Source organism: Acinetobacter nosocomialis NIPH 2119, assembly GCF_000368085.1.
Classification (GTDB): domain Bacteria; phylum Pseudomonadota; class Gammaproteobacteria; order Pseudomonadales; family Moraxellaceae; genus Acinetobacter; species Acinetobacter nosocomialis.
Genome location: NZ_KB849239.1, coordinates 3611755 through 3634814 on the forward strand (window position 1 = coordinate 3611755; position 23060 = coordinate 3634814).

General features: G+C 39.6%; 19 protein-coding genes, 2 tRNA genes and 3 rRNA genes. 11 read left to right on the plus strand and 13 right to left on the minus strand.

What is annotated here, in order from left to right; translation table 11 throughout:
* Positions 1-2: 2 nt before the first annotated feature.
* The 4 genes from F984_RS20805 to rplM all read right to left on the minus strand — a co-directional run bounded on the left by F984_RS20805 (position 3) and on the right by rplM (position 2089).
* Complete coding sequence (locus F984_RS20805) at positions 3-431, minus strand: ClpXP protease specificity-enhancing factor (protein ID WP_004711892.1); 429 nt, start codon at positions 429-431, stop codon at positions 3-5.
* Between the two features lie 6 nt (positions 432-437).
* Positions 438-1091: a glutathione S-transferase N-terminal domain-containing protein gene (locus F984_RS20810; RefSeq protein WP_002048702.1), complete on the minus strand. Its 654-nt coding sequence runs from the start codon at positions 1089-1091 to the stop codon at positions 438-440.
* A gap of 170 nt (positions 1092-1261) precedes the next feature.
* Complete coding sequence (rpsI, locus tag F984_RS20815) at positions 1262-1648, minus strand: 30S ribosomal protein S9 (protein ID WP_002048725.1); 387 nt, start codon at positions 1646-1648, stop codon at positions 1262-1264.
* 12 nt (positions 1649-1660) lie between these two features.
* On the minus strand, positions 1661-2089 hold the full coding sequence (gene rplM, locus F984_RS20820; RefSeq protein ID WP_002048731.1) for a 50S ribosomal protein L13: 429 nt from the start codon (positions 2087-2089) through the stop codon (positions 1661-1663).
* Positions 2090-2262: 173 nt separating this feature from the next.
* On the opposite strand from rplM, the gene pdxA reads away from it, so the two are divergent.
* The 3 genes from pdxA to F984_RS20835 are packed head-to-tail and all read left to right on the plus strand — an operon-like array spanning position 2263 to position 4922.
* A complete protein-coding gene (pdxA, locus tag F984_RS20825; RefSeq protein ID WP_004711896.1) occupies positions 2263-3246 on the plus strand; it encodes a 4-hydroxythreonine-4-phosphate dehydrogenase PdxA in 984 nt (327 codons plus the stop codon).
* 23 nt (positions 3247-3269) lie between these two features.
* Positions 3270-4082: a 16S rRNA (adenine(1518)-N(6)/adenine(1519)-N(6))-dimethyltransferase RsmA gene (gene rsmA, locus F984_RS20830; protein WP_004711897.1), complete on the plus strand. Its 813-nt coding sequence runs from the start codon at positions 3270-3272 to the stop codon at positions 4080-4082.
* A complete protein-coding gene (locus tag F984_RS20835; protein ID WP_004711900.1) occupies positions 4083-4922 on the plus strand; it encodes a symmetrical bis(5'-nucleosyl)-tetraphosphatase in 840 nt (279 codons plus the stop codon).
* A 38-nt stretch (positions 4923-4960) separates the two neighbouring features.
* Here the strand turns inward: F984_RS20835 and F984_RS20840 are convergent, their stop codons facing one another.
* From F984_RS20840 to hflX, 4 genes are all read right to left on the minus strand, one after another.
* Entirely contained in the window at positions 4961-5404 is a 444-nt protein-coding gene (locus tag F984_RS20840) for a DUF2147 domain-containing protein (RefSeq protein WP_002048729.1), read from the minus strand.
* Between the two features lie 83 nt (positions 5405-5487).
* Complete coding sequence (locus F984_RS20845; RefSeq protein WP_002048722.1) at positions 5488-6162, minus strand: LrgB family protein; 675 nt, start codon at positions 6160-6162, stop codon at positions 5488-5490.
* 10 nt (positions 6163-6172) lie between these two features.
* Positions 6173-6544 carry a hypothetical protein gene (locus F984_RS20850; RefSeq protein WP_002048719.1) on the minus strand — a complete coding sequence of 124 codons (372 nt, stop codon included), beginning with the start codon at positions 6542-6544 and terminating at the stop codon, positions 6173-6175.
* Positions 6545-6586: 42 nt separating this feature from the next.
* On the minus strand, positions 6587-7921 hold the full coding sequence (gene hflX, locus F984_RS20855) for a ribosome rescue GTPase HflX (protein WP_002048698.1): 1335 nt from the start codon (positions 7919-7921) through the stop codon (positions 6587-6589).
* Positions 7922-8124: 203 nt separating this feature from the next.
* Between hflX and F984_RS20860 the strand changes: the two genes are divergently transcribed.
* Positions 8125-8934 (plus strand): lysophospholipid acyltransferase family protein, encoded by an 810-nt coding sequence (locus F984_RS20860; protein ID WP_004711903.1) that lies wholly within the window; start codon positions 8125-8127, stop codon positions 8932-8934.
* On the opposite strand, the gene F984_RS20865 is transcribed toward F984_RS20860, so the two are convergent.
* Positions 8935-10560 (minus strand): phospholipase D family protein, encoded by a 1626-nt coding sequence (locus F984_RS20865; RefSeq protein WP_004711904.1) that lies wholly within the window; start codon positions 10558-10560, stop codon positions 8935-8937.
* Positions 10561-10666: 106 nt separating this feature from the next.
* On the opposite strand from F984_RS20865, the gene F984_RS20870 reads away from it, so the two are divergent.
* Positions 10667-11677, plus strand: coding sequence for a metallophosphoesterase (locus F984_RS20870; RefSeq protein WP_004711906.1), 1011 nt, complete (start codon positions 10667-10669; stop codon positions 11675-11677).
* Between the two features lie 47 nt (positions 11678-11724).
* On the opposite strand, the gene F984_RS20875 is transcribed toward F984_RS20870, so the two are convergent.
* From F984_RS20875 to F984_RS20885, 3 genes are read right to left on the minus strand one after another with little or no spacing between them, the layout of a single operon-like run.
* Positions 11725-12204 carry an outer membrane lipoprotein YfiB gene (locus F984_RS20875; RefSeq protein ID WP_001097560.1) on the minus strand — a complete coding sequence of 160 codons (480 nt, stop codon included), beginning with the start codon at positions 12202-12204 and terminating at the stop codon, positions 11725-11727.
* A gap of 14 nt (positions 12205-12218) precedes the next feature.
* Positions 12219-13442 (minus strand): diguanylate cyclase DgcN/YfiN, encoded by a 1224-nt coding sequence (locus F984_RS20880; RefSeq protein ID WP_004711907.1) that lies wholly within the window; start codon positions 13440-13442, stop codon positions 12219-12221.
* 5 nt (positions 13443-13447) lie between these two features.
* Positions 13448-13951 carry a regulatory sequestration protein YfiR gene (locus F984_RS20885; protein ID WP_004711910.1) on the minus strand — a complete coding sequence of 168 codons (504 nt, stop codon included), beginning with the start codon at positions 13949-13951 and terminating at the stop codon, positions 13448-13450.
* Positions 13952-14493: 542 nt separating this feature from the next.
* Between F984_RS20885 and F984_RS20890 the strand changes: the two genes are divergently transcribed.
* From F984_RS20890 to rrf, 5 genes are all read left to right on the plus strand, one after another.
* Positions 14494-16031 (plus strand): 16S ribosomal RNA (locus tag F984_RS20890).
* Positions 16032-16090: 59 nt separating this feature from the next.
* Positions 16091-16167: transfer RNA gene (locus F984_RS20895), tRNA-Ile, on the plus strand.
* Between the two features lie 55 nt (positions 16168-16222).
* Positions 16223-16298, plus strand: a tRNA-Ala gene (locus F984_RS20900).
* Between the two features lie 348 nt (positions 16299-16646).
* Positions 16647-19537: ribosomal RNA gene (locus tag F984_RS20905) — 23S ribosomal RNA — on the plus strand.
* A 179-nt stretch (positions 19538-19716) separates the two neighbouring features.
* Positions 19717-19831: ribosomal RNA gene (rrf, locus tag F984_RS20910) — 5S ribosomal RNA — on the plus strand.
* The 16S, 23S and 5S rRNA genes sit together here with 2 tRNA genes alongside, the layout of an rRNA operon.
* 170 nt (positions 19832-20001) lie before the next feature.
* On the opposite strand, the gene F984_RS20915 is transcribed toward rrf, so the two are convergent.
* Positions 20002-21375: a dihydrolipoyl dehydrogenase gene (locus F984_RS20915; protein WP_004711911.1), complete on the minus strand. Its 1374-nt coding sequence runs from the start codon at positions 21373-21375 to the stop codon at positions 20002-20004.
* Positions 21376-21522: 147 nt separating this feature from the next.
* Between F984_RS20915 and F984_RS20920 the strand changes: the two genes are divergently transcribed.
* Positions 21523-23004 (plus strand): Ig-like domain-containing protein, encoded by a 1482-nt coding sequence (locus tag F984_RS20920; RefSeq protein WP_004711913.1) that lies wholly within the window; start codon positions 21523-21525, stop codon positions 23002-23004.
* Positions 23005-23060: the final 56 nt, after the last annotated feature.

Sequence of the window (23060 nt, forward strand, 5' to 3'; positions counted from 1 at the left end):
AATTAATCTAAAATTCTTAATGTTGGCTTTTTCTTGGTTGGTTCACTTGTTTCTTGTGCTTCAGAGTCTAGCGTATTTTCTACAGGCGCTACATTGGCATATTCTTCTGGATCAAAGAATAAACCTTGTCCATTTTCGCGTGCATATATACCCAAAACAGCTTGGATAGGGACATAAATATCTTTAGAAACACCGCCAAAACGTGCTGAAAAGGTTACGGCATCATTGCTAATAAGCAGTTGATGTACAGCATGGGGCACAATATTTAAAACAATTTGGCCATCTTTCACAAATTGTTGTGGTACATCCGTATGTGGTTGTGTTGCATCAACGAGTAAATACGGGGTGAGTTGATTGTCGCAAATCCATTCATAGATTGCGCGAGCAAGATAAGGACGTGTAGGGGTTAATTCAATAGTTTGCTCAGACATATCACACTATTCCATATTTAATTGTTCATTGTAACGGGTTTTCTCTTGGGGCGTCATTGATTTAACAAAAGAAGGGCGGCTAAAGATACGTTTACAGTACAAAAATATAGGCCGACACTGCTGCTTTGGTAAATCAATTCCCATGCTATTAAGCCGCACAAAAATTGGGGCGAGCATACAATCCAAAATTGAAAAATTTTCGGACATAAAATAAGGGAAATGCTGAAATAGGGGAGTAAGAGAAATTAAGGTATCACGTAATTCTTTTTGCGCTTTTTGCTTTTGTTCTACATTTAAAGTATCTGCATGTTTGAGCATATGATCGGCCAATTTAAACCAATCATTTTCAAGACGCCAAATGTATTGCCGTTGTTCTGCACGTGCCATAGGAGCATCAGCGTAAAGCTTGCTCTGACGATATCGATCATCGAGATATTCAGCAATAATTGGAGCGGAAAATAATTTGAGGTTTTGCTCAAGTAGCATTGGTAATTGGTTATAAGGGTTTAGACTCGCTAAATCCTCATCTTCATGATCAGTTACGATCAATTGATATTTAATTTGCTTTTCTGCCAATAAAAAACGGATCCAGTGAGAACGGAAATCATCAGCATGGCTGTAAAGGGTAATTCCCTGAATTGAAGTGTTTTCGACCGACATATCACAAGGTATGGTTGTGTGAATCGGTTAGAATACTAAAAATATGAGTGGAAATCACGGTGCCATAGATAGAGTTTCATATATTTATCTGTTTCGCTCATGCTTAAAATGAATAAGCAATAAAAAAGCCTTGGGATAACCAAGGCTTTTTGTCCGATTCGGTAAACGAATTAACGTTTAGAGAATTGAGGACGTTTACGAGCTTTACGTAAACCAAGTTTCTTACGTTCAACTTCACGAGCATCACGAGTAACGAAACCAGCTTGACGTAGAACAGGTTTTAAAGTTTCGTCAGCAGCGATAAGCGCACGAGTAATACCGTGACGGATCGCGCCAGCTTGACCACCGATACCACCACCTTTAACAGTGATGTAAAGGTCAAACTTTTCAGTAACTTCTAAAAGTTCTAAAGGTTGACGAACAACCATACGAGCAGTTTCACGACCGAAATATTGCTCTAAAGTACGGTTGTTAATAACGAGTTTACCTGTACCAGCTGACAAGAAAACACGTGCAGTTGCGGTCTTACGGCGACCTGTACCATAATTAGTAGCCATGTGCTGTATCCCTTAGATGTCCAAAACTTGTGGCTGTTGAGCAGCATGAGGATGCTCAGTACCAGCGTACACTTTCATTTTTTTGATCATTGCATAACCAAGAGGACCTTTTGGTAACATGCCTTTAACCGCTTTTTCAAGAACAGCTTCAGGTTTGTGAGCAATTAACTTCTCGAAGTTAGTCTCACGGATACCACCAGGGAAACCAGTATGGCGATAATATTTCTTATCAAGTGATTTGTTACCAGTCACTTGAATTTGTTCAGCATTAATCACAACGATGTAATCGCCAGTGTCAACGTGAGGAGTATAAGAAGTTTTATGCTTACCGCGTAAACGACGAGCGATTTCAGTCGCAAGGCGACCTAAAGTTTTGCCAGAAGCATCAACAACATACCAGTCATGTTGAACTTCAGCTGGCTTAGCGCTGAGAGTTTTCATTAAACCACTACCTATTATAGTTGGTTTGGACTATGGAATCTGTCCAAACAAAAGGAGCGAGCATTCTAAACGAGTTTGTTCAAAGTCACAAGAAAAATCCAGTTTAAGTTAGATAATTTAATACATAAACTGATGAATGGCAGATATGTTAAAATGAAACAAATTCTTGTTATATGTCTGGGGTGATTGTGCTGCCTTTATATATCACTTCCGGTGAGCCTGCTGGTATTGGTCCAGATATTTGCTTAAGTCTGGCGGAACGCATTGATGAGCGTCCGATTGTTGTTTTGGCTGACCGAAATTTATTGCAACAACGTGCTCAAAAGCTAGGCATGGACATTAAGTTTTTAGAGTATACAGGGCAAGCTGAATCATGTTTGCAAGGCGAACTTTATATAGAGCACGTCGCGTTAAAAACAGAAGTCATCGATGGCCAATTAAACCCAGCTAATGCAGCTTATGTATTAGAACAATTACGTCGCTCAGCTGATTATGCAATGTCAGGTAAAAGTGTAGGTGTGGCTACTGCGCCAGTACAAAAATCGGTCATTAATGATGCAGGTATTTTATTTAGTGGTCACACTGAATATTATCAAGAGTTCGCTGGTGTAGAGCGTGTTGTCATGATGCTCGCAACAAAAACCTTGCGGGTAGCTTTAGCGACTACACATTTGCCTTTAAGAGAGGTAGCCGATGCAATTACCAAACAACGCTTACATCAAGTGATAGACATTTTACTTCATGACTTAAAAACCAAGTTTAAAATTAACGATCCAAGAGTATTAGTGTGTGGATTAAACCCTCATGCAGGTGAAGATGGTTACTTGGGACATGAAGAGATTGATACAATTAATCCGGTTCTTGAAACTTACCGCTCTCAAGGCATTAAAATCAGTTTAAGTATGCCAGCAGATACTTTATTCACTCCTGATCACCTTAAAAATACCGATGCTGTTCTTGCCATGTACCATGATCAAGGTTTACCTGTGCTAAAATCACAAGGTTTTGGTGAAGCAATTAATATCACATTGGGCTTACCGTTTATTCGAACTTCAGTCGATCATGGTACTGCTCTGTCTTTAGCTGGGACAGGTTTGGCAAAAAGCTCAAGTTTAAATGTCGCTGTCGATTTAGCTTTATCGTTGGCAGCGAGTTAAATTTTTCATGTTGGAAATGTTCTATGTATCAAATTAATGCCCTAAACCCGAAAGATGAAGGGCATAAAGCTCGTAAACGTTTTGGTCAAAACTTCTTACATGATCAGCGAGTCATTGCCAAAATTGTACGCTCTGTTAATCCGCGTCCAGGCGACAATATTGTTGAAATTGGCCCAGGTTTGGCTGCTTTAACCTCTCCTTTAATTGGAGAGTGTGAGGCTTTAACTGTAGTCGAGCTAGACCGTGACTTAGCAGCAGGCTTACCAGAACGTGTACCACATCCAGAACGTTTAACTATCGTAGAAGCTGATGCATTAAAATATGATTTTAGCCAACTTGTAAAAGATGGCCGCCCATTACGCGTTGTTGGTAATTTGCCTTATAACATTTCTACACCATTACTTTTTCATCTCTTGGAATTTGGTAGTCAAGTTAAAGACATGCATTTCATGTTGCAAAAAGAAGTGGTAGAACGTATTACTGCTGAACCAAATACAAAAGAATATGGTCGTTTATCGGTAATGATTCAATATTATTGCCAGCCTACGTTTTTATTTGAAGTACCTGCCGGCGCATTTAATCCGCCACCAAAAGTGACCAGTGCTGTATTCCGTTTAGTTCCTTATGAACAAAAATCGATTGTTGCGAAAGATGAGAAAGCTTTAGCTCGTTTGGTTGCACACGTATTTACTCAACGTCGTAAAACTCTAAGAAATAGTCTTAAAGGTATGTTAGCTGAAGATGGCTTCGAAAAAGCAGGAGTTGATCCAATGGCTCGTCCAGAAACTTTGACACTTGCTGAGTTCGTAGCTTTGGCAGATCAAATGGTGGCATAAATGACCAAGCGTTATAACTATGTAATTGGAGATGTGCAAGGTTGTTTTGAAGCACTCAAAGCATTACTAAAAGAAATACGTTTTGATCCTGATCAGGATTTTATTTGGTTTGCTGGTGATTTGGTTGCACGTGGGGAGAACTCGGTAGGTGCACTGCGTTTCATTAAGAAACTAGCCGATCGAGGGGCTGCCGCTACAGTATTGGGTAATCATGACTTAACACTCATTGCTTGTGCTCGTGGTCTTAAAGAAATTAAAGAAAAAGATCGTACGCAGGACGTTATTGATGCTGTAGATGGTGATGAACTCATCGACTGGCTGCGTAAACAACCATTATGTTTATTTCCAAATGAACAAACTGTGCTAACGCATGCTGGTATACCTTGTATTTGGAGTGCATCAAAAACGGCTTCGTTAGCGAAAGAAGTTGAAGCGGTATTAGCAGATGATGATCTGTCTGTGCTAGATGCTTTTTTGGCTGAAATGTATGGTTCGAGACCGGATCTTTGGACAGATGACTTAACTGGTAATGACCGTCTACGCTGCATTACCAATTATTTAACACGTATGCGTTTGACCAATGCAGAAGGTACTTTAGAATTTAGTTTTAAAGATACTTTAGATGCACCAATGCCGGAAGGTTATTTACCTTGGTTTGAATTTCCAAGTGAAGCTGCACAAACACATCAAATATTTTTTGGACATTGGGCTGCTTTAGAAGGCAGAACTATTAGTGATCATATTCAAAATGTTGATGGTGGTTGTGTGTGGGGTAAGAACTTAATTGCTTACCGTCTTGAAGATCAGCAAATATTTTCAGTAGTTAACCCTGTGATGTAATAAAAAAGCCGCAAAAGCGGCTTTTTTATTTTCGAAAATTATTCTAGTCGAATCCAGATTTGATTGCGGCCTAAAGCAGAAACTCCAAGATAACCGCGCATATGTAGACGGTTACCATTTGCACTGAGTTTGGCTTTTAATCCGTAAACTTTACCAGTATTTGGATCTAGAATTTTTCCTCCGGTATAGGTTGTACTATCAACTTGTTTTAAGCCAGTCGCAATATCCAAGCCTACAATATGCTTATTGGTATAAGGCGCTGGACAGTTATCACAAATTTCTTTTGGTGTATAACCCGGACGCGGTGTGATTTTTACAACTTTTCCTGCATACGTACCATTCGCCTCTTTACGTATTTCTACGTGAGCCTTAGGTGTGCCAGTTTTATCGTCAATTGTTTGCCAAAGACCGGTAATATCGGCTGCAAAAGTAGCAGTATTCATTCCCAATAGGAGCAAAGCTCCAACAAAAAATTTCCCCATAATCAAAAAATCCTTTTAGATTTGAAAGTCCATCTTATTTCTAATTAATAACGGGTTCAATGTTTATTTAAACTACTTTTTAATCAATGTATTCCAAAAGATAACATGAAGGTTGGTAGCCAGATTGCAGTAAATACCCCATTTAAGGCCATACCAAATGCAGCATAACGACCCGCAACAGGGCCACGCTGCCAAGCTTGAGCAGTTCCAATTGCATGGGCAGCTAAGCCTAGAGCTAAACCTGATGCTCTTTCATCATGAATATGCTTAAGTAAAAATGGTGAAAATGCTGCACCAATAACGCCAGATAAAATCACGATCAGAGTGACTAAAGTTTCTGGAGCATGTAGCAAAGTCGCGATATTTAAAGCAATAGGCGTAGTTACGGCGCGTGTAGCAAAAGCCAAAATAGTAGGCTCAGACATATGCAATAAATAAGCGAGTCCCATTGGTAAAGCAACAGCACTAATACTCGCAAAGCATAAAATGCCAATAACCGATTTAAGAGGTAAGTCGTCATAACGCATTGCAGCTAATGGTATAGCTAAAGCAACTGTGACATATCCTAATAAATGGCTAAATAAATCATTTACGTAAATACGGTATTCTTCATAAGGAACTTTCAAGATTGACAATAAACCAATCACAATGAACATACCAAAAACTAAAAGAGGCACTTGAGGGAAACGACGGTTTAAAGGTTTTGCACAAAGATAGCCAACTAGCGTAATCAAAAATCCATATAAAATCATAAACATTTTATTCTCCTTATAACCAATGTTTGGCCATTTTTGCATAGACCCACAAGGGTATAAGGGTACTCACCACCAATACGAAGAGAAACAAAGGAATTTCTTTACCCATATGCACCAACATAATTAATGAACCTGCACAAATGGGTAAAAAAGCAAAACCACTTTCTTTCATAATTTTATTATTGGTGTCGACAAGTCTTAAGGGGATTTTCTTAAACTTGCGCCAAATGAGTAAGATGATGAGTAAACTAATTAAACCAACTAAGTTACCTAATTCTGGATGACCAAAAGCACGCATAACGACGACTGAGCCTTCACGGAAACCGATAATAAGTAGAAAAGTTCCTACCCATGCTGCCCAATCTATACTTTTGATCTTATCCATATTTTTTATCTCTAAAAGTGTACTTATCAAGTTTTAACTGATCTAGTGCTTGATTTCAAACTCTTCCAATGGTCTTTTAAACTGACTCGCTCGTTCACCCAATATCTCGTCGATAGGGAGTTTGGCTTGACGAATTAACTGCTCAAGCTTATGAGGTGCAATTCGTATATCAATATGTAAAATTCCTTCATCATCATAATGCTCAGATTCGATCACATTTAAAGCATAAAGCTGGGTACGCAATTTGCCATAAGCAGGTTTAAGTTTTAATGAGAATTGTTGAAGTTGCCCCATTAAACATTCTTGGACTGCTTGACGTAGTAAATCTAGCCCTAAACCTGAATGTGCTGAAACATACACACGATCAGGAACATGAGGCTGTGAATAAATAATTTTAGCCTCTTCACCACTTAAATCGATTTTGTTGTAGACACGAAGGACAGGTGAATCTGCTCCAATTTCTTTTAAAACCCCTTCAACAGCTTCAATCTGATCAAGCATGTCATGGCTACTGCTGTCAATGACATGTAAAAGTAGGGTGGCTTCAAGCGTTTCTTCTAAAGTTGCTTTAAAAGATTCAACTAGATCATGTTGTAGGTTTCGCACAAAACCTACAGTATCTGCAAGCACAACAGTACCAATACCATCCCATTCTAAACGACGTAAGGTTGGATCAAGAGTTGCAAACAGTTGGTCGGCTGCATACACATCGCTTTTTGCTAAAATATTAAATAATGTGGATTTACCCGCATTGGTGTAACCTACCAAGGATACGGTTGGGATTGAAGCTTTTTGTCTTGCCGCCCGCCCTTGTATACGAGTTTGATGAACTTTATCTAACTTATCTTTTAATTGTGTAATACGCACACGAATGAGGCGACGGTCTGTTTCGAGTTGGGTTTCACCGGGACCACGTAAGCCAATACCACCTTTTTGTTGTTCAAAGTCAGCAGACCAACCACGAATCAGGCGAGTTGATAAATGTTTAAGCTGAGCAAGCTCGACTTGTAATTTACCCTCATGGGTGCGGGCACGCAGCGCAAAAATATCTAGAATTAAACCAGTACGGTCAATGACTCGGCATTTTAATATTCTTTCTAAATTTCGTTCTTGAGCAGGTGTTAAAGCATGATCAAAAATAACCAGTCCTGCTTCTAAATCACGAACTTGTTCTGCAATTTCATCGACTTTACCGGAACCAATAAAAAACTTAGGATTTGGCTTATTACGTTGCACTTTAATGTGTTCAAGAATATCTGCACCAGCAGACTGTGCAAGTAGAGCAAACTCTTCGGCATCCAGATCATCTAATAATTGTACAGACACACTCACTAATATTGTGCGTTCACCGCCTTGATGCCGATCAACATATTCCACGTGGTTATAAATCCTGAAAAGGCTAAAACTTTATTCTAGTGGAAACTTGAGTAAAAGGGGAAAGGGTTTGCTCTTATCCTTTAGATTATCTACATACATTTTATTTTTTATTTGCTTCTATCGCATAGCGATGCAACTTTATTCCGAAACGTATAGAATGGCTCGAGATGGGTATAACAATGATTGATCGTTAGTGAAATTTTATGGCTCAAACGCAAAGTATAGTGAATTCAACATTAAAGAAATTTTCAAAAATAGGTTTATACGGAAAAAAAGTTACTTCAGCGACAGCGGCAATCAGTGAAGGTTTTTACTTAGTTTATCGTCATGGACTTTATAAAGATCCAAATAACCCTGTTAACACACGATACGTCCAATATTTTTGCCGCCGTTTATGTAAAGTCTTTAACCTTGATGTTCAAGTGCATGGCACAATTCCGAGAGAACCAGCTTTATGGGTAAGTAATCATATTTCTTGGCTTGATATTGCTGTTTTAGGTTCAGGTGCGCGTGTATTCTTTTTAGCGAAAGCCGAAATAGAAAATTGGCCTATTCTTGGTAACTTAGCAAAAGGCGGTGGTACTTTATTTATTAAGCGTGGGTCTGGTGACTCTATTAGAATTAGAGAGCAAATTACTGGGTTCTTAAAACAAAATATTCCAGTTTTATTCTTCCCAGAAGCGACTACTACAGATGGTCATTCTGTTAAAAAAGTTCATGGTCGTTTACTTGGAGCTGCTATTGAAGCAGAGCGTCCGGTACAGGTATGTTTAATCTGTTATGTAAATCGTCATGGCGAATTAGATACCGTTGCACCATTTATTGGGGAGATGTCTTTTGTTGAGCATATTCAGCGTGTGCTAGAAATGCCAAAAGTAACGGCTCATTTATTAACATTGCCTCCTATCTCGGTAGAAGGACATGATGTAAAAAGTTTAACTCAAGAAGTCCAACAAAAAATGGTAGAAGGTTTGGCTCAATTACATCAAAAAGTACTTAAGCCAAAAAGTTAATTACATAAAACCTTCGAGAGGCAGCCATGAAAGAAACTTCATGCCTGCCTTTTGCCACCATTTCATTTCTGGCTCTTTTCTATAAATGACAGGGCCTTTTGAAGTTTCTTGTTGCCAATAAATATTATTATTCGGATCTAGTTTTAATTTATAAGCATACTTATTTAAATTTTCATCCATCGTATGGTGAATTGTTTTAGCCAGTGATGGGCTATCTAAAATTACACCAATTTCAGTATTTAAATAGGCTGAACGTGGGTCAAAATTAAATGATCCAATAAAAACCTGTTCATCTAAAGCCATGAGTTTAGTATGTAAACTTGAGCGACTTAAACCTTTCATGTTTACTTTTGCTTTGGTTGCCAACTCATCTGTATTTTTATTTAAATTACGTTTATCTGGAGTTGGTAAAAACTCATAAAGTTGTACGCCGTTTTTCAAAAGCTCTTTTCGGTATCGACCATAAAATGCATGAACCACAGCAACATCATTAGCTTTAAATGAATTTGTTAAAACACGAACTTCTACCCCTTCTTTGGCGAGGGTACTTAAAATTTTAGCGCCTTGCTTTTCAGGAATAAAATAAGCAGAAATCAAATCAACATTGCTTTCTGGCTTTTCCAAATGATTAATCAATTGGAAATTCAAATGCTCTTCTTTTTTTGCTTTTGACTTAATTTTATCTGGAGAGTCTTTCACAACCTCTGCCTTCACCCAGTCAAACTGAATGTTATGGTCTAACCATTTATCAAAAGCATGCGATCTAGACGTTAAATTGAGAAAGTTTTGAACAGTGGCTTGTTGATAGTGAGCATCTAGTTGTTCTTTCAAACTTTCATATCGTAAACGGTGTTGTTGAGCACTGACAATACTCTGGACTGAGTATGCATATTCATGATTCCAGTAGTCATCAAAAGAATTTACGATGTCATCAACAGCAGCACCGACTAACATGACATCGACATCAGAGAATTGATAACTATCACTAACGTTATAATACTGATTTGTCATATTACGCCCACCAATAAGCGCAACCTGATTATCGGCAATAAAACTCTTATTATGCATACGATGATTGATACGCTTTAAGTCTAATAGCATATCCATCGCGCGGTATTTACGAAAACGGTATGGGTTAAATAATTTAACTTCAATATTTTTATGCTGAGAAAGGGCCAGTAAAACACCTTCCATCTTTTTAGCATTATTATCATCAATCAATAAACGCACTTTAACGCCACGATCGGCAGCACGAATAATGGCATGTAAAGCTAAAGCACCGACCTTATCGTTATCCCAAATATAGTACTGTAAGTCTAAAGTCTTCTCGGCTTTATCAATCAACCTTAAACGAGCTGCGAGAGCTTCTAACGGATCATTTAAAATGTGGTAACCCGTTAAATTTGGATTTTGCTCACGTAAAGGTGTAATAATTTTTGCAAGTGAAGTTTGAGATGTATCGATATCACGCGCGTATTGAACTGGTTCAACCCGATGTTTAGGTAGTGTGCTACAACCTGTCAAAGTTACAGCAAAACTTGAACAGACAATTAAAGAAGCTTTGATCAAAAAGCCTTTAGCCTGTTGATGAGTTTGAAGCTGTTTGGAATGAAAGGATTGTGCCATAATCAATACATACGATAAGGTGAGCTAGAGTATAATTCGTGCATATTGAAAGATAAATATTGAATTTGATTACTAGCAATCAATATAAGATAAGTCGAGAATCGTAATGTGGAACCCAAATTCAATCATCTTTTGTTTTTACTTTATTTTTTCAATACTTGCCTTATGGGGAATTGTCGAAGCTTGGGTTCATCAATCGCGTACCGAGACGATTCATCCATTTAAAGCTTTTGTTCACTTACTTGCTTTTTATCTATCTTATCTCCTTATTCCACTTTGGTTCTTTAATTTATATGCAGGTTGGATGGGGTATTACTCAATTCATCAGACTATTTTTATATTTTTATTAAGCGGTATTCTCATTTATGCGCGTTTTATAGAACCGCATATGGTACGTGTCGATGTTCATCAGTATCGTTTGAATCCAGATCGCCGTTTTAATAAGCCTGTAAAAGTTGCTTTAATTGCCGATTTACATATAGGTTTATTTTCTGGCCATGAGCGACAACTCAAAATCATTGTGAAAAAACTCAATGAACAAAAGCCAGACCTAGTGGTTGTGGCAGGAGACTGGACTTATGAGCCAGAAGATAAGTTGGTACAAGAATTGAGTGTACTCAAAGATATTCAGGCCCCTGTGTACTCTGTTCCTGGAAATCACGATGAACAATATCCAGGGCCTCCTATTCAACAACTATTAAAAGATGCGCTTCACTACAATGAAGTTATGGATATTGAAGGGAAAATTGTTGAATTTGATGAATTTCGTTTAATTGGTATTGGTGATCTTTGGGCTGGGAAAACCGATATGCGTTCAATGCCAGACTTACCTCAAGATAAGCCTTGGTTAATTTTGTCCCATAACCCCGATACTGTAGATATGGTTCCCAAATTACCTAATCGCCCCTTAATGTTATCTGGACATACTCATGGGGGACAGGTCGAACTTCCTTGGGTAACCAACTATATTATGAAAAAAGTATCAATCTTAGGTCATAAACGTGGCTTTTATTCACATGAACATGCTGATGTTTTCGTCACCGTAGGAACGGGTATGGTTGGAATACCATTAAGATTTCGGGTGCCGCCTACTATTGATATTATTGAGCTTGTATAAAATAAAAAAGCCAATCACAAAGGATTGGCTTTTTTATAATTAGAAACCTAAGGAATAATAACGATTGCAACACGACGGTTAATTGCCCGATTTTCATTGGTTGTATTCGGTACATAGGGTTGAGTTGAACCACGCCCAATAACGTAAATATTTTCCTTTTTAAAACCGTGAGTCAAGAAAAGGTTCGCAACACTTTGCGCGCGTTCTTCAGATAACTTTTGGTTGTATTCAGGATTACCTACATCGTCAGTGTGACCAACAATTTTTAATTTATTCAAATCATATTTATTCAATTGATTTGCTAAACGTGTGAGCTCTGCCTCATGACTTTGTTTTAATGTTGCGTCATTAAAATCAAATAATAAGCGTTCTGGTAAACCTAGAGTCCAACCTTCATTAGTAAGTACAAAACCCTCTTTTTTTAGCATTTTTACTTGACGATATTTCAAAGGACCAAAACTCAAGCAGCCTGCAAGCGCAATGCACAGCAATGCAATAAAGGAGAGTTTCAAAGATCTTGTATTCATAAATTAGCCTAAATTTAATTCTCTGGTTTATAAATAAACCAATGTTGCTCAGAAGTCTTAGCCTTATACATCGCTTGATCTGCTTGCATAATAAAATCTTCTGGACTAGACGCAAATTGGGATAAAGCAATCCCTACACTAAAACTGAAATAAATCGTTTGATCATTTAGATGCAAAGGTTCTTTACAGCTTTCGAGTAAATTTTCAGCAATAGATATTAAATGATCAGCATGCGTAATGGAATGCAAAATAACCGCAAATTCATCTCCGCCTAAACGGGCAATAAAGTCTTGATGACGTAAGCGCGTTTGTAACCTTTTCGCCATCTCTTTCAAAACTTCATCACCAGCTAAGTGTCCGAACTGATCATTAATTGATTTAAAGTTGTTGTTATCTATGAACAATAAGGCCGACTTGTTGTCAAAATCCTTATCTTCAAACATATCTAACAATATTTGATAAAAATAATGTCTATTCGGTAATAAAGTAAGCTGGTCATGATGGGCTTGAAAAGATAATTTACGATTTTCCTTTTGCAGTTGATTATCCCAAATCTGAATTTCTTCAAGTAACTCATTAAATACGGTATTTAGATCTTGAAACTCTTTAATTCGGTTATAAGGAAAACGAAGGTTATAAGCTTTTTGTTCACTTACGATTTGAGCAATATTTGTGAGTGGATAAATCGCTTGCATAATTTGACGATAAGTCAAATTCACTGACCACCATAAAGCACAAACAATAAATAGCATTGCAATCGCAAGACCGACCATAATCATCTTTAAAAATTGCAATATTTTTTCAGAGCTACCAAAAAGTGTGAGTTCACCTACATTCTGCTGGTGATGATAAATTGTTAAATGTACCGGCTCATTTAAAAACCAGTGATCAAACCATCCTTCTAAAACTGAAGTTTGACTCGACAATTTAAAGCTTTGTGCAATTAAATGATGTTCAGAATCATAAATATGAATTGCTCGAATAGAATGATCATTTGTATATTCATTTAAAATCTGTTCTATCGTGATCTTGTCATTAAATACGACAGCTGGCTGAATACGCTCTAGAAGCGTATGGCTGAGTAACTGCAAATTCTGCTTTGCATAAGTTTCCATAGTAAAAACGGAAATAGATACAAAGGTAAAAGAACAAATAAAAAAAGTAATAGCAAAAATCGTAAATTGAGACTTTCTAAAAAGAGCATGTAGAGAAGTGGACTGATACAACTTAGATATCATAGCCCTTACTCCGCATTCTTAGCCAAGAGTAATACCCTTGGATCAATATGGACCTTGGAGTGGCTTAATGCATCTAAGTTAACTTTAAAAGTGGTGTAATTATTTTGGTCATATAAGCAAAAGATACTACCAACTTCACATTCTGGATTATTAATACTTAAAGAAAGCAAAGAACGATATGGATAATTTTGAATTAAATTTTGTTGCTGCTGAGGAGAGGTTGTAGAGAAATAAACAGCTTGGCAATGCGACTTAGGAAAATCTTTAGCATTAACCGTTTGTACACGATAGTTATAAGATAATTGCTGAATATAAGACTGAAAAGTAGAAGTAATTGAAGCATTATCAATTACACAAAGAGTAGGAGTGCTTACATTCTCCCATTTGCTATAACTTAAAATAGATAAAGTCAGCACATAGAAATTATGTTTTGAATTGGCATACGCAGGCCCACTCGTAGCAAACACTACAAGTATGCAGAATAATACTTTCTTAGCGGAGTGCCACATGGTGAGTTAATGCCAAATCAATTGCACGAATAATCTATTCTACATGAAGTTGATTAACTAAAAAAAGTTTAATATCTCATCTAATTTTGACTAAAAAGCCTAAAAAATGATCGGTTGATGCGTAGGATGTTAAAAAGGTATTGCAAAGGGATATTAATGGTCTATAATGCACATCCATCGGCGGTGATGCAGATAGAAACTTGTTGAAAAACAGTTACTTGAGATTAGATTGGTTACTTTAAGTGATGAATTTGATGTTAAGTTGGTTTGAGAAGTAAGTTTTAAAAATATCGAAATTACCTGTTGACTTTTAAGAGATTAAGAGTAATATAGCCGACCTAGCTTGCTGGTGACGAACCAGGAAGAAGATCATTAAGAGAATTGAAGAACAACTTGTGTGGATTTTTACTGATTGATTAATCGAAATAATTTTCATTGATTGATTGGTTTAAATTACTCGAAGTTTATTTGAGCGAAATTTAAGTCAGTAATTGATGAGCCAGAATTGGCACCTTGTCTATAAATAAGGTGCAAAATGATTTTAACTGAAGAGTTTGATCATGGCTCAGATTGAACGCTGGCGGCAGGCTTAACACATGCAAGTCGAGCGGGGGAAGGTAGCTTGCTACTGGACCTAGCGGCGGACGGGTGAGTAATGCTTAGGAATCTGCCTATTAGTGGGGGACAACATCTCGAAAGGGATGCTAATACCGCATACGTCCTACGGGAGAAAGCAGGGGATCTTCGGACCTTGCGCTAATAGATGAGCCTAAGTCGGATTAGCTAGTTGGTGGGGTAAAGGCCTACCAAGGCGACGATCTGTAGCGGGTCTGAGAGGATGATCCGCCACACTGGGACTGAGACACGGCCCAGACTCCTACGGGAGGCAGCAGTGGGGAATATTGGACAATGGGCGCAAGCCTGATCCAGCCATGCCGCGTGTGTGAAGAAGGCCTTATGGTTGTAAAGCACTTTAAGCGAGGAGGAGGCTACTTTAGATAATACCTAGAGATAGTGGACGTTACTCGCAGAATAAGCACCGGCTAACTCTGTGCCAGCAGCCGCGGTAATACAGAGGGTGCAAGCGTTAATCGGATTTACTGGGCGTAAAGCGCGCGTAGGCGGCTAATTAAGTCAAATGTGAAATCCCCGAGCTTAACTTGGGAATTGCATTCGATACTGGTTAGCTAGAGTGTGGGAGAGGATGGTAGAATTCCAGGTGTAGCGGTGAAATGCGTAGAGATCTGGAGGAATACCGATGGCGAAGGCAGCCATCTGGCCTAACACTGACGCTGAGGTGCGAAAGCATGGGGAGCAAACAGGATTAGATACCCTGGTAGTCCATGCCGTAAACGATGTCTACTAGCCGTTGGGGCCTTTGAGGCTTTAGTGGCGCAGCTAACGCGATAAGTAGACCGCCTGGGGAGTACGGTCGCAAGACTAAAACTCAAATGAATTGACGGGGGCCCGCACAAGCGGTGGAGCATGTGGTTTAATTCGATGCAACGCGAAGAACCTTACCTGGCCTTGACATAGTAAGAACTTTCCAGAGATGGATTGGTGCCTTCGGGAACTTACATACAGGTGCTGCATGGCTGTCGTCAGCTCGTGTCGTGAGATGTTGGGTTAAGTCCCGCAACGAGCGCAACCCTTTTCCTTATTTGCCAGCGAGTAATGTCGGGAACTTTAAGGATACTGCCAGTGACAAACTGGAGGAAGGCGGGGACGACGTCAAGTCATCATGGCCCTTACGGCCAGGGCTACACACGTGCTACAATGGTCGGTACAAAGGGTTGCTACACAGCGATGTGATGCTAATCTCAAAAAGCCGATCGTAGTCCGGATTGGAGTCTGCAACTCGACTCCATGAAGTCGGAATCGCTAGTAATCGCGGATCAGAATGCCGCGGTGAATACGTTCCCGGGCCTTGTACACACCGCCCGTCACACCATGGGAGTTTGTTGCACCAGAAGTAGCTAGCCTAACTGCAAAGAGGGCGGTTACCACGGTGTGGCCGATGACTGGGGTGAAGTCGTAACAAGGTAGCCGTAGGGGAACCTGCGGCTGGATCACCTCCTTAACGAAAGATTGACGATTGGTAAGAATCCACAACAAGTTGTTCTTCATAGATGTATCTGAGGGTCTGTAGCTCAGTTGGTTAGAGCACACGCTTGATAAGCGTGGGGTCACAAGTTCAAGTCTTGTCAGACCCACCATGACTTTGACTGGTTAAAGTTATAGATAAAAGATACATGACTGATGATGTAAGCTGGGGACTTAGCTTAGTTGGTAGAGCGCCTGCTTTGCACGCAGGAGGTCAGGAGTTCGACTCTCCTAGTCTCCACCAGAACTTAAGATAAGTTCGGATTACAGAAATTAGTAAATAGAGATTTCGGTCTTGATTTATTAACTTCTGTGATTTAAGTATCACAGTATTAAGCATGACCTGATGAAGGCATGTTTATTCATTAACAGATTGGCAAAATTGAGTCTGAAATAAATTGTTCACTCAATAACAAAGAGAGATGAAGTAATTCTGATCTTGGAGTTAATTGAGAACTAGCAAATTAACTGAATCAAGCGTTTTGGTATATGAATTTAGATTGAAGCTGTACAGTGTTTAAATACACAGTGCTCTAAACTGAAATGTTGAAGTTACTAACTTGTAGGTAACATCGACTGTTTGGGGTTGTATAGTCAAGTAATTAAGTGCATGTGGTGGATGCCTTGGCAGTCAGAGGCGATGAAAGACGTGATAGCCTGCGAAAAGCTCCGGGGAGGCGGCAAATATCCTTTGATCCGGAGATGTCTGAATGGGGGAACCCACCTACTTTAAGGTAGGTATTGCAACATGAATACATAGTGTTGCAAGGCGAACGAGGGGAAGTGAAACATCTCAGTACCCTTAGGAAAAGAAATCAATTGAGATTCCCTCAGTAGCGGCGAGCGAACGGGGATCAGCCCATTAAGTTATGTGTGTTTTAGTGGAACGCTCTGGGAAGTGCGAACGTAGAGGGTGATATTCCCGTACACGAAAGGGCACACATAATGATGACGAGTAGGGCGAGGCACGTGAAACCTTGTCTGAATATGGGGGGACCATCCTCCAAGGCTAAATACTCCTGACTGACCGATAGTGAACCAGTACCGTGAGGGAAAGGCGAAAAGAACCCCTGTGAGGGGAGTGAAATAGATCCTGAAACCGCATGCATACAAGCAGTGGGAGCACCTTCGTGGTGTGACTGCGTACCTTTTGTATAATGGGTCAGCGACTTATATTCAGTAGCGAGGTTAACCGTATAGGGGAGCCGTAGAGAAATCGAGTCTTAATAGGGCGTTTAGTTGCTGGGTATAGACCCGAAACCAGGCGATCTATCCATGAGCAGGTTGAAGGTTGGGTAACACTAACTGGAGGACCGAACCCACTGTCGTTGAAAAGCCAGGGGATGACTTGTGGATAGGGGTGAAAGGCTAATCAAGCCTGGTGATAGCTGGTTCTCCCCGAAAGCTATTTAGGTAGCGCCTCGGACGAATACCATAGGGGGTAGAGCACTGTTTCGGCTAGGGGGTCATCCCGACTTACCAAACCGATGCAAACTCCGAATACCTATGAGTACTATCCGGGAGACAGACTGCGGGTGCTAACGTCCGTAGTCAAGAGGAAAACAATCCAGACCGCCAGCTAAGGCCCCAAAATCATAGTTAAGTGGGAAACGATGTGGGAAGGCATAGACAGCTAGGAGGTTGGCTTAGAAGCAGCCACCCTTTAAAGAAAGCGTAATAGCTCACTAGTCGAGTCGGCCTGCGCGGAAGATGTAACGGGGCTAAAACTATGTGCCGAAGCTGCGGATTTGACATTAGTCAAGTGGTAGGGGAGCGTTCTGTAAGCCGATGAAGGTGTATTGAGAAGTATGCTGGAGGTATCAGAAGTGCGAATGCTGACGTGAGTAACGACAAAACGGGTGAAAAACCCGTTCGCCGAAAGACCAAGGGTTCCAGTCCAACGTTAATCGGGGCTGGGTGAGTCGACCCCTAAGGCGAGGCCGAAAGGCGTAGTCGATGGGAAATTGGTTAATATTCCAATACTTCTGTGTAATGCGATGAGAGGACGGAGAAGGTTAAGTCAGCCTGGCGTTGGTTGTCCAGGTGGAAGGATGTAGGTATGTATCTTAGGCAAATCCGGGGTACTCTATACTGAGATCCGATAGCAAGCTGTACTTGTACAGCGAAGTGGCTGATACCATGCTTCCAGGAAAAGTCTCTAAGCTTCAGTTACACAGGAATCGTACCCGAAACCGACACAGGTGGTCAGGTCGAGTAGACCAAGGCGCTTGAGAGAACTCTGCTGAAGGAACTAGGCAAAATGGTACCGTAACTTCGGGAGAAGGTACGCTGTTGTTGGTGATGGAACTTGCTTCCTGAGCTGATGACAGCCGCAGAAACCAGGCCGCTGCAACTGTTTATTAAAAACATAGCACTCTGCAAACACGAAAGTGGACGTATAGGGTGTGATGCCTGCCCGGTGCTGGAAGGTTAATTGATGGGGTTAGCGTAAGCGAAGCTCTTGATCGAAGCCCCAGTAAACGGCGGCCGTAACTATAACGGTCCTAAGGTAGCGAAATTCCTTGTCGGGTAAGTTCCGACCTGCACGAATGGCATAATGATGGCGGCGCTGTCTCCAGCAGAGGCTCAGTGAAATCGAAATCGCTGTGAAGATGCAGTGTACCCGCGGCTAGACGGAAAGACCCCGTGAACCTTTACTGCAGCTTGACACTGAACTTTGACCTTACTTGTGTAGGATAGGTGGGAGGCTTTGAAGTTGGAACGCTAGTTCCAATGGAGCCGTCCTTGAAATACCACCCTGGTAATGTTGAGGTTCTAACTCTGTCCCGTTATCCGGGACGAGGACCGTGTCTGGTGGGTAGTTTGACTGGGGCGGTCTCCTCCTAAAGAGTAACGGAGGAGTACGAAGGTGCGCTCAGCGTGGTCGGAAATCACGCGTAGAGTATAAAGGCAAAAGCGCGCTTAACTGCGAGACCCACAAGTCGAGCAGGTACGAAAGTAGGTCTTAGTGATCCGGTGGTTCTGTATGGAAGGGCCATCGCTCAACGGATAAAAGGTACTCTGGGGATAACAGGCTGATACCGCCCAAGAGTTCATATCGACGGCGGTGTTTGGCACCTCGATGTCGGCTCATCTCATCCTGGGGCTGAAGCAGGTCCCAAGGGTATGGCTGTTCGCCATTTAAAGAGGTACGCGAGCTGGGTTTAGAACGTCGTGAGACAGTTCGGTCCCTATCTACCGTGGGCGCTGGAAATTTGAGAGGATCTGCTCCTAGTACGAGAGGACCAGAGTGGACGAACCTCTGGTGTACCGGTTGTGACGCCAGTCGCATCGCCGGGTAGCTATGTTCGGAAGGGATAACCGCTGAAAGCATCTAAGCGGGAAGCCTACCTCAAGATAAGATTTCCCTAGGAATTTATTCCTCTAAAGAGCCGTTCGAGACTAGGACGTTGATAGGTTGGATGTGGAAGCATAGTGATATGTGAAGCTGACCAATACTAATTGCTCGTGAGGCTTGACTATACAACACCCAAGCAGTTGTATATAAAGCATCAATCGATTCATAAATCTACAAAGCAACTTGATTTAGTTAAACGCTTAGCTAAAATGAACACAGTCAGATTCAATCAGCCCAGTCTGTAAAGATTTGGAAAACGCTTCGGCAGTTAATAAGACCAAAGCAAGTATCCATAAACAGTTGTGCTGGCGACCATAGCAAGAGTGAACCACCTGATCCCTTCCCGAACTCAGAAGTGAAACCTCTTAGCGCTGATGGTAGTGTGGGGTTACCCATGTGAGAGTAAGTCATCGCCAGCTCATTATTCCAAACACCCCCATTCTAAAGAGTGGGGGTGTTTTTTATTGCGCGAAATAAAGTGAAAATTTAATTCATAGAAAACACATAACTAAAAATCAGATTTACACAGTTACTCTATTTTAGAGATATAGAGAGTTAACTTTAATTAAGAAAAACCTTCTAAGAATAATTATTTTAATTGCCTGCGTGCATGTTTAAGGGCAGTGCGTAAACCTTCTTCAAGAGTTGGATGATAAAAAGGTTTCTCTAAAATATCATTTAAAGTTAATTCTTCACCAATGATCCAACTTAAGAGATGAGCCATATGTTCTGTCGCCTCAGTAAATAACTCGGCACCAAGTAGTTTATGGCTTTTTCGCTCTATATAAACTTCAATAGCTCCTTTATTTTTTCCAAGAACAATAGCTCTTCCTTGTCTTTCGTAAGATGCTTCACCTGTGACAAAATCTATTCCATTGTCTTTTAGTTGTTTATAACTTTGTCCCACAATTGCCATTTCTGGATGACTAAATACTATGCCTAATGGAGTAAGAGTCTTAACTGAATTAACCTGTGGATAATTCAAACAGTTATAAACAACTTTTTTACCTTCATGTGCAGCTTCATGCTGTAATGGCGTTGAAGTATAAGCGTCCCCAGCAATAAAAATTGGATAGTTATCTAGCTGTTTTGTTTTCGCATTTATAGGCAATAACTTAATATTCTGAAATGATTTATCAATATTCTCTAGTTTTAAGTTATCTAATAAGCTTGAACGACCTGTCGCGGATAGCACATACTCAGTTTGAAGAGACTTTTCTTCTCCATTGATTCTATAATTTAATATAACGCCACCAGAAGTAGACTTAACTTCGGCTGGTAATGTCTCAAATAAAAAGTTTAATTCTTTGCTTAACTCTTCTTGAGCAAGTTGCTGTAATTTAGAGCTAGTAAATATTCCAATTCTTTTACTACGAGCAAATATAGTTGTTTCCACGCCTAATCGATGCATAGCTTGTGCGATCTCAAGAGCAATTACTCCACTTCCAATAACGGCAAGAGATTTAGGTAGAGTATCTAATTCAAATATTTGGTCTGTGGTAATAAGGCGATCACCTAATTCTTGTTTCCATGTTTGATCATAATTAGGAGTGGAACCAACTGCCAGAATAAAGCTTTTTGATTGATAATGTTTACCATTTACTTCAATAGTTTCTGAATCAATAAAATGGGCTTTACCTGAAATTTTATGTTCAGTTGGCCATTGGTCTACATCTTTGAGAGTCGCCTTTGTAAAACGGTCACGTAAGTTTCTTACATGTTCCATAACCTGATCAGTATTAATGTCTACAGAAGCATTTAACCCAACTTCTTGAGCATTTTGGAGGTCATGCATACGATTTGCTGTAGAGATGAGGACTTTACTTGGCATACACCCTACACGTGCGCAAGTTGTATCCCATGGCCCATCATTGATAATTAAAATATTATTGGTATGTTTAACAGCCTCTTTATATGCGCTAATACCAGCAGTACCTGCGCCAATGATAATTATATCGAACATTATAAATCCTAATATCTATAAATTTTTCATTTAATAAGTTACATAATAAAACACAATGTAATTTATGTTTACAGAGTATGGTAAATATGATTACACTAATAATATAAATAATTAAAAAATCTTATACCTTTAGGAAAGATTGGGGAAATGAAAAGTATGTATAAAAAGCAACTTACCTTAAAGTTGTCGGCTATTGCTGTGTCAATTATGTTGGCAAGTTGTGGCGGTGGAGGTGGTGATGGTTATTATCAGAATGGTTCATCAAATAGTAATAATTCCTCATCTGGAGGCAATACTAGCGGTTCTGAACAAACGACTGCTACAGCTTTAAAGATAGAACTAGATAAATTATCAGTTGCTGCAACGAATGACACTTTAACGGTTACTGTTAGAGCTTTAGATATAAATAAAGGTGGCGTTGCTGGCGCTAAAGTTAGATTGAAATTAGAAGATCCAACAAATAACGTAACTATAGAAGGAGCATCAATTCAAACTACAGATGCAGCAGGTAATGCTGTATATATTATAAAGACACCAAAAACATCGAGTTCAATAAATGATTTGGTGAAAAATGGTTTTAAATTAATAGCCTACACGAATAATGATACTCTTACGCAAGAACAGACTGTAACAGTAACAGGTAGTAATAGCACTACAGAAGCTGATACTACGAGTATTGTATTGTTTGATGCTACAAAGACCTCATTAAATGTTAGAGGTGATCAGACAACTGTTACATTAACAGCTGTAGATGCAAATGGTGCAACTTTAGCAAATCAAGCGATTACACTTAAAGTTAGAAATTCTGTTTTAAATGGTGTCAAATTTACTCCTAATGCGACACAAACTGATGCAAATGGTCAGATCAGCTATACTTTATCTTTTAGTGAAAATCAAAGATCTTCATCATATAGTGCTGCACAATTTGTGACAGATGATCTTGTTTTAGAAGCTAATTTTGGTCAATCAACAAAAGTTTATACGTATAAACTCGATGTTGTTAATTCTGATGTACCAGTAGCAGTAGGCGCTATTTCTGTAGCATATAATCCGACCACAATGGAAGACTCTAGTGATGGGGTTTACTACTATAAAAATATCTCAGTACAAGTGACTGATGTTGACGGTAAGCCAATACCAAATCAAGACGTAACAATGGGCGTTAATGCGCTTGCTTATTATAAGGGGCAATTTGCTTTTGTTGACACGTCTACTCCTGCAGATGGTAAGGCAGATGAATATTTACCTATTGCTAGAGCTGCATGTACTTCACCAGTTCAAGCCGTAAATATTAATGGCGAGGTTGTTAATCAATTAAAGCCGCTGAAAGAAAATTCTACAGTTCAGGTAGTATCGTATATTAATAGTTCAGGTACTGCTGCAACTAATAATAAATATACAACAGATGGAAATGGTCGTTTTGATCTTAAGATTCAATACCCTAAAATTTATGCATCTTGGTTAACTGTTCAGTTAACGGCTAAATCTACAGTTTCGGGAAGTTTAATTAAAGGATCTACATCTTTGACTTTAGGTTATTTAACTAAAGATGTTACTGTAAGTGATCTTATTGCTCCGAATATATTAAGTCCATATGGAATAGATCCAAACTGTTCAAATGGTAATTAATATAAAAAGAAGCAGCTTAAATGCTGCTTCTTTTTTTAGAGTTGTGTTCCCATACT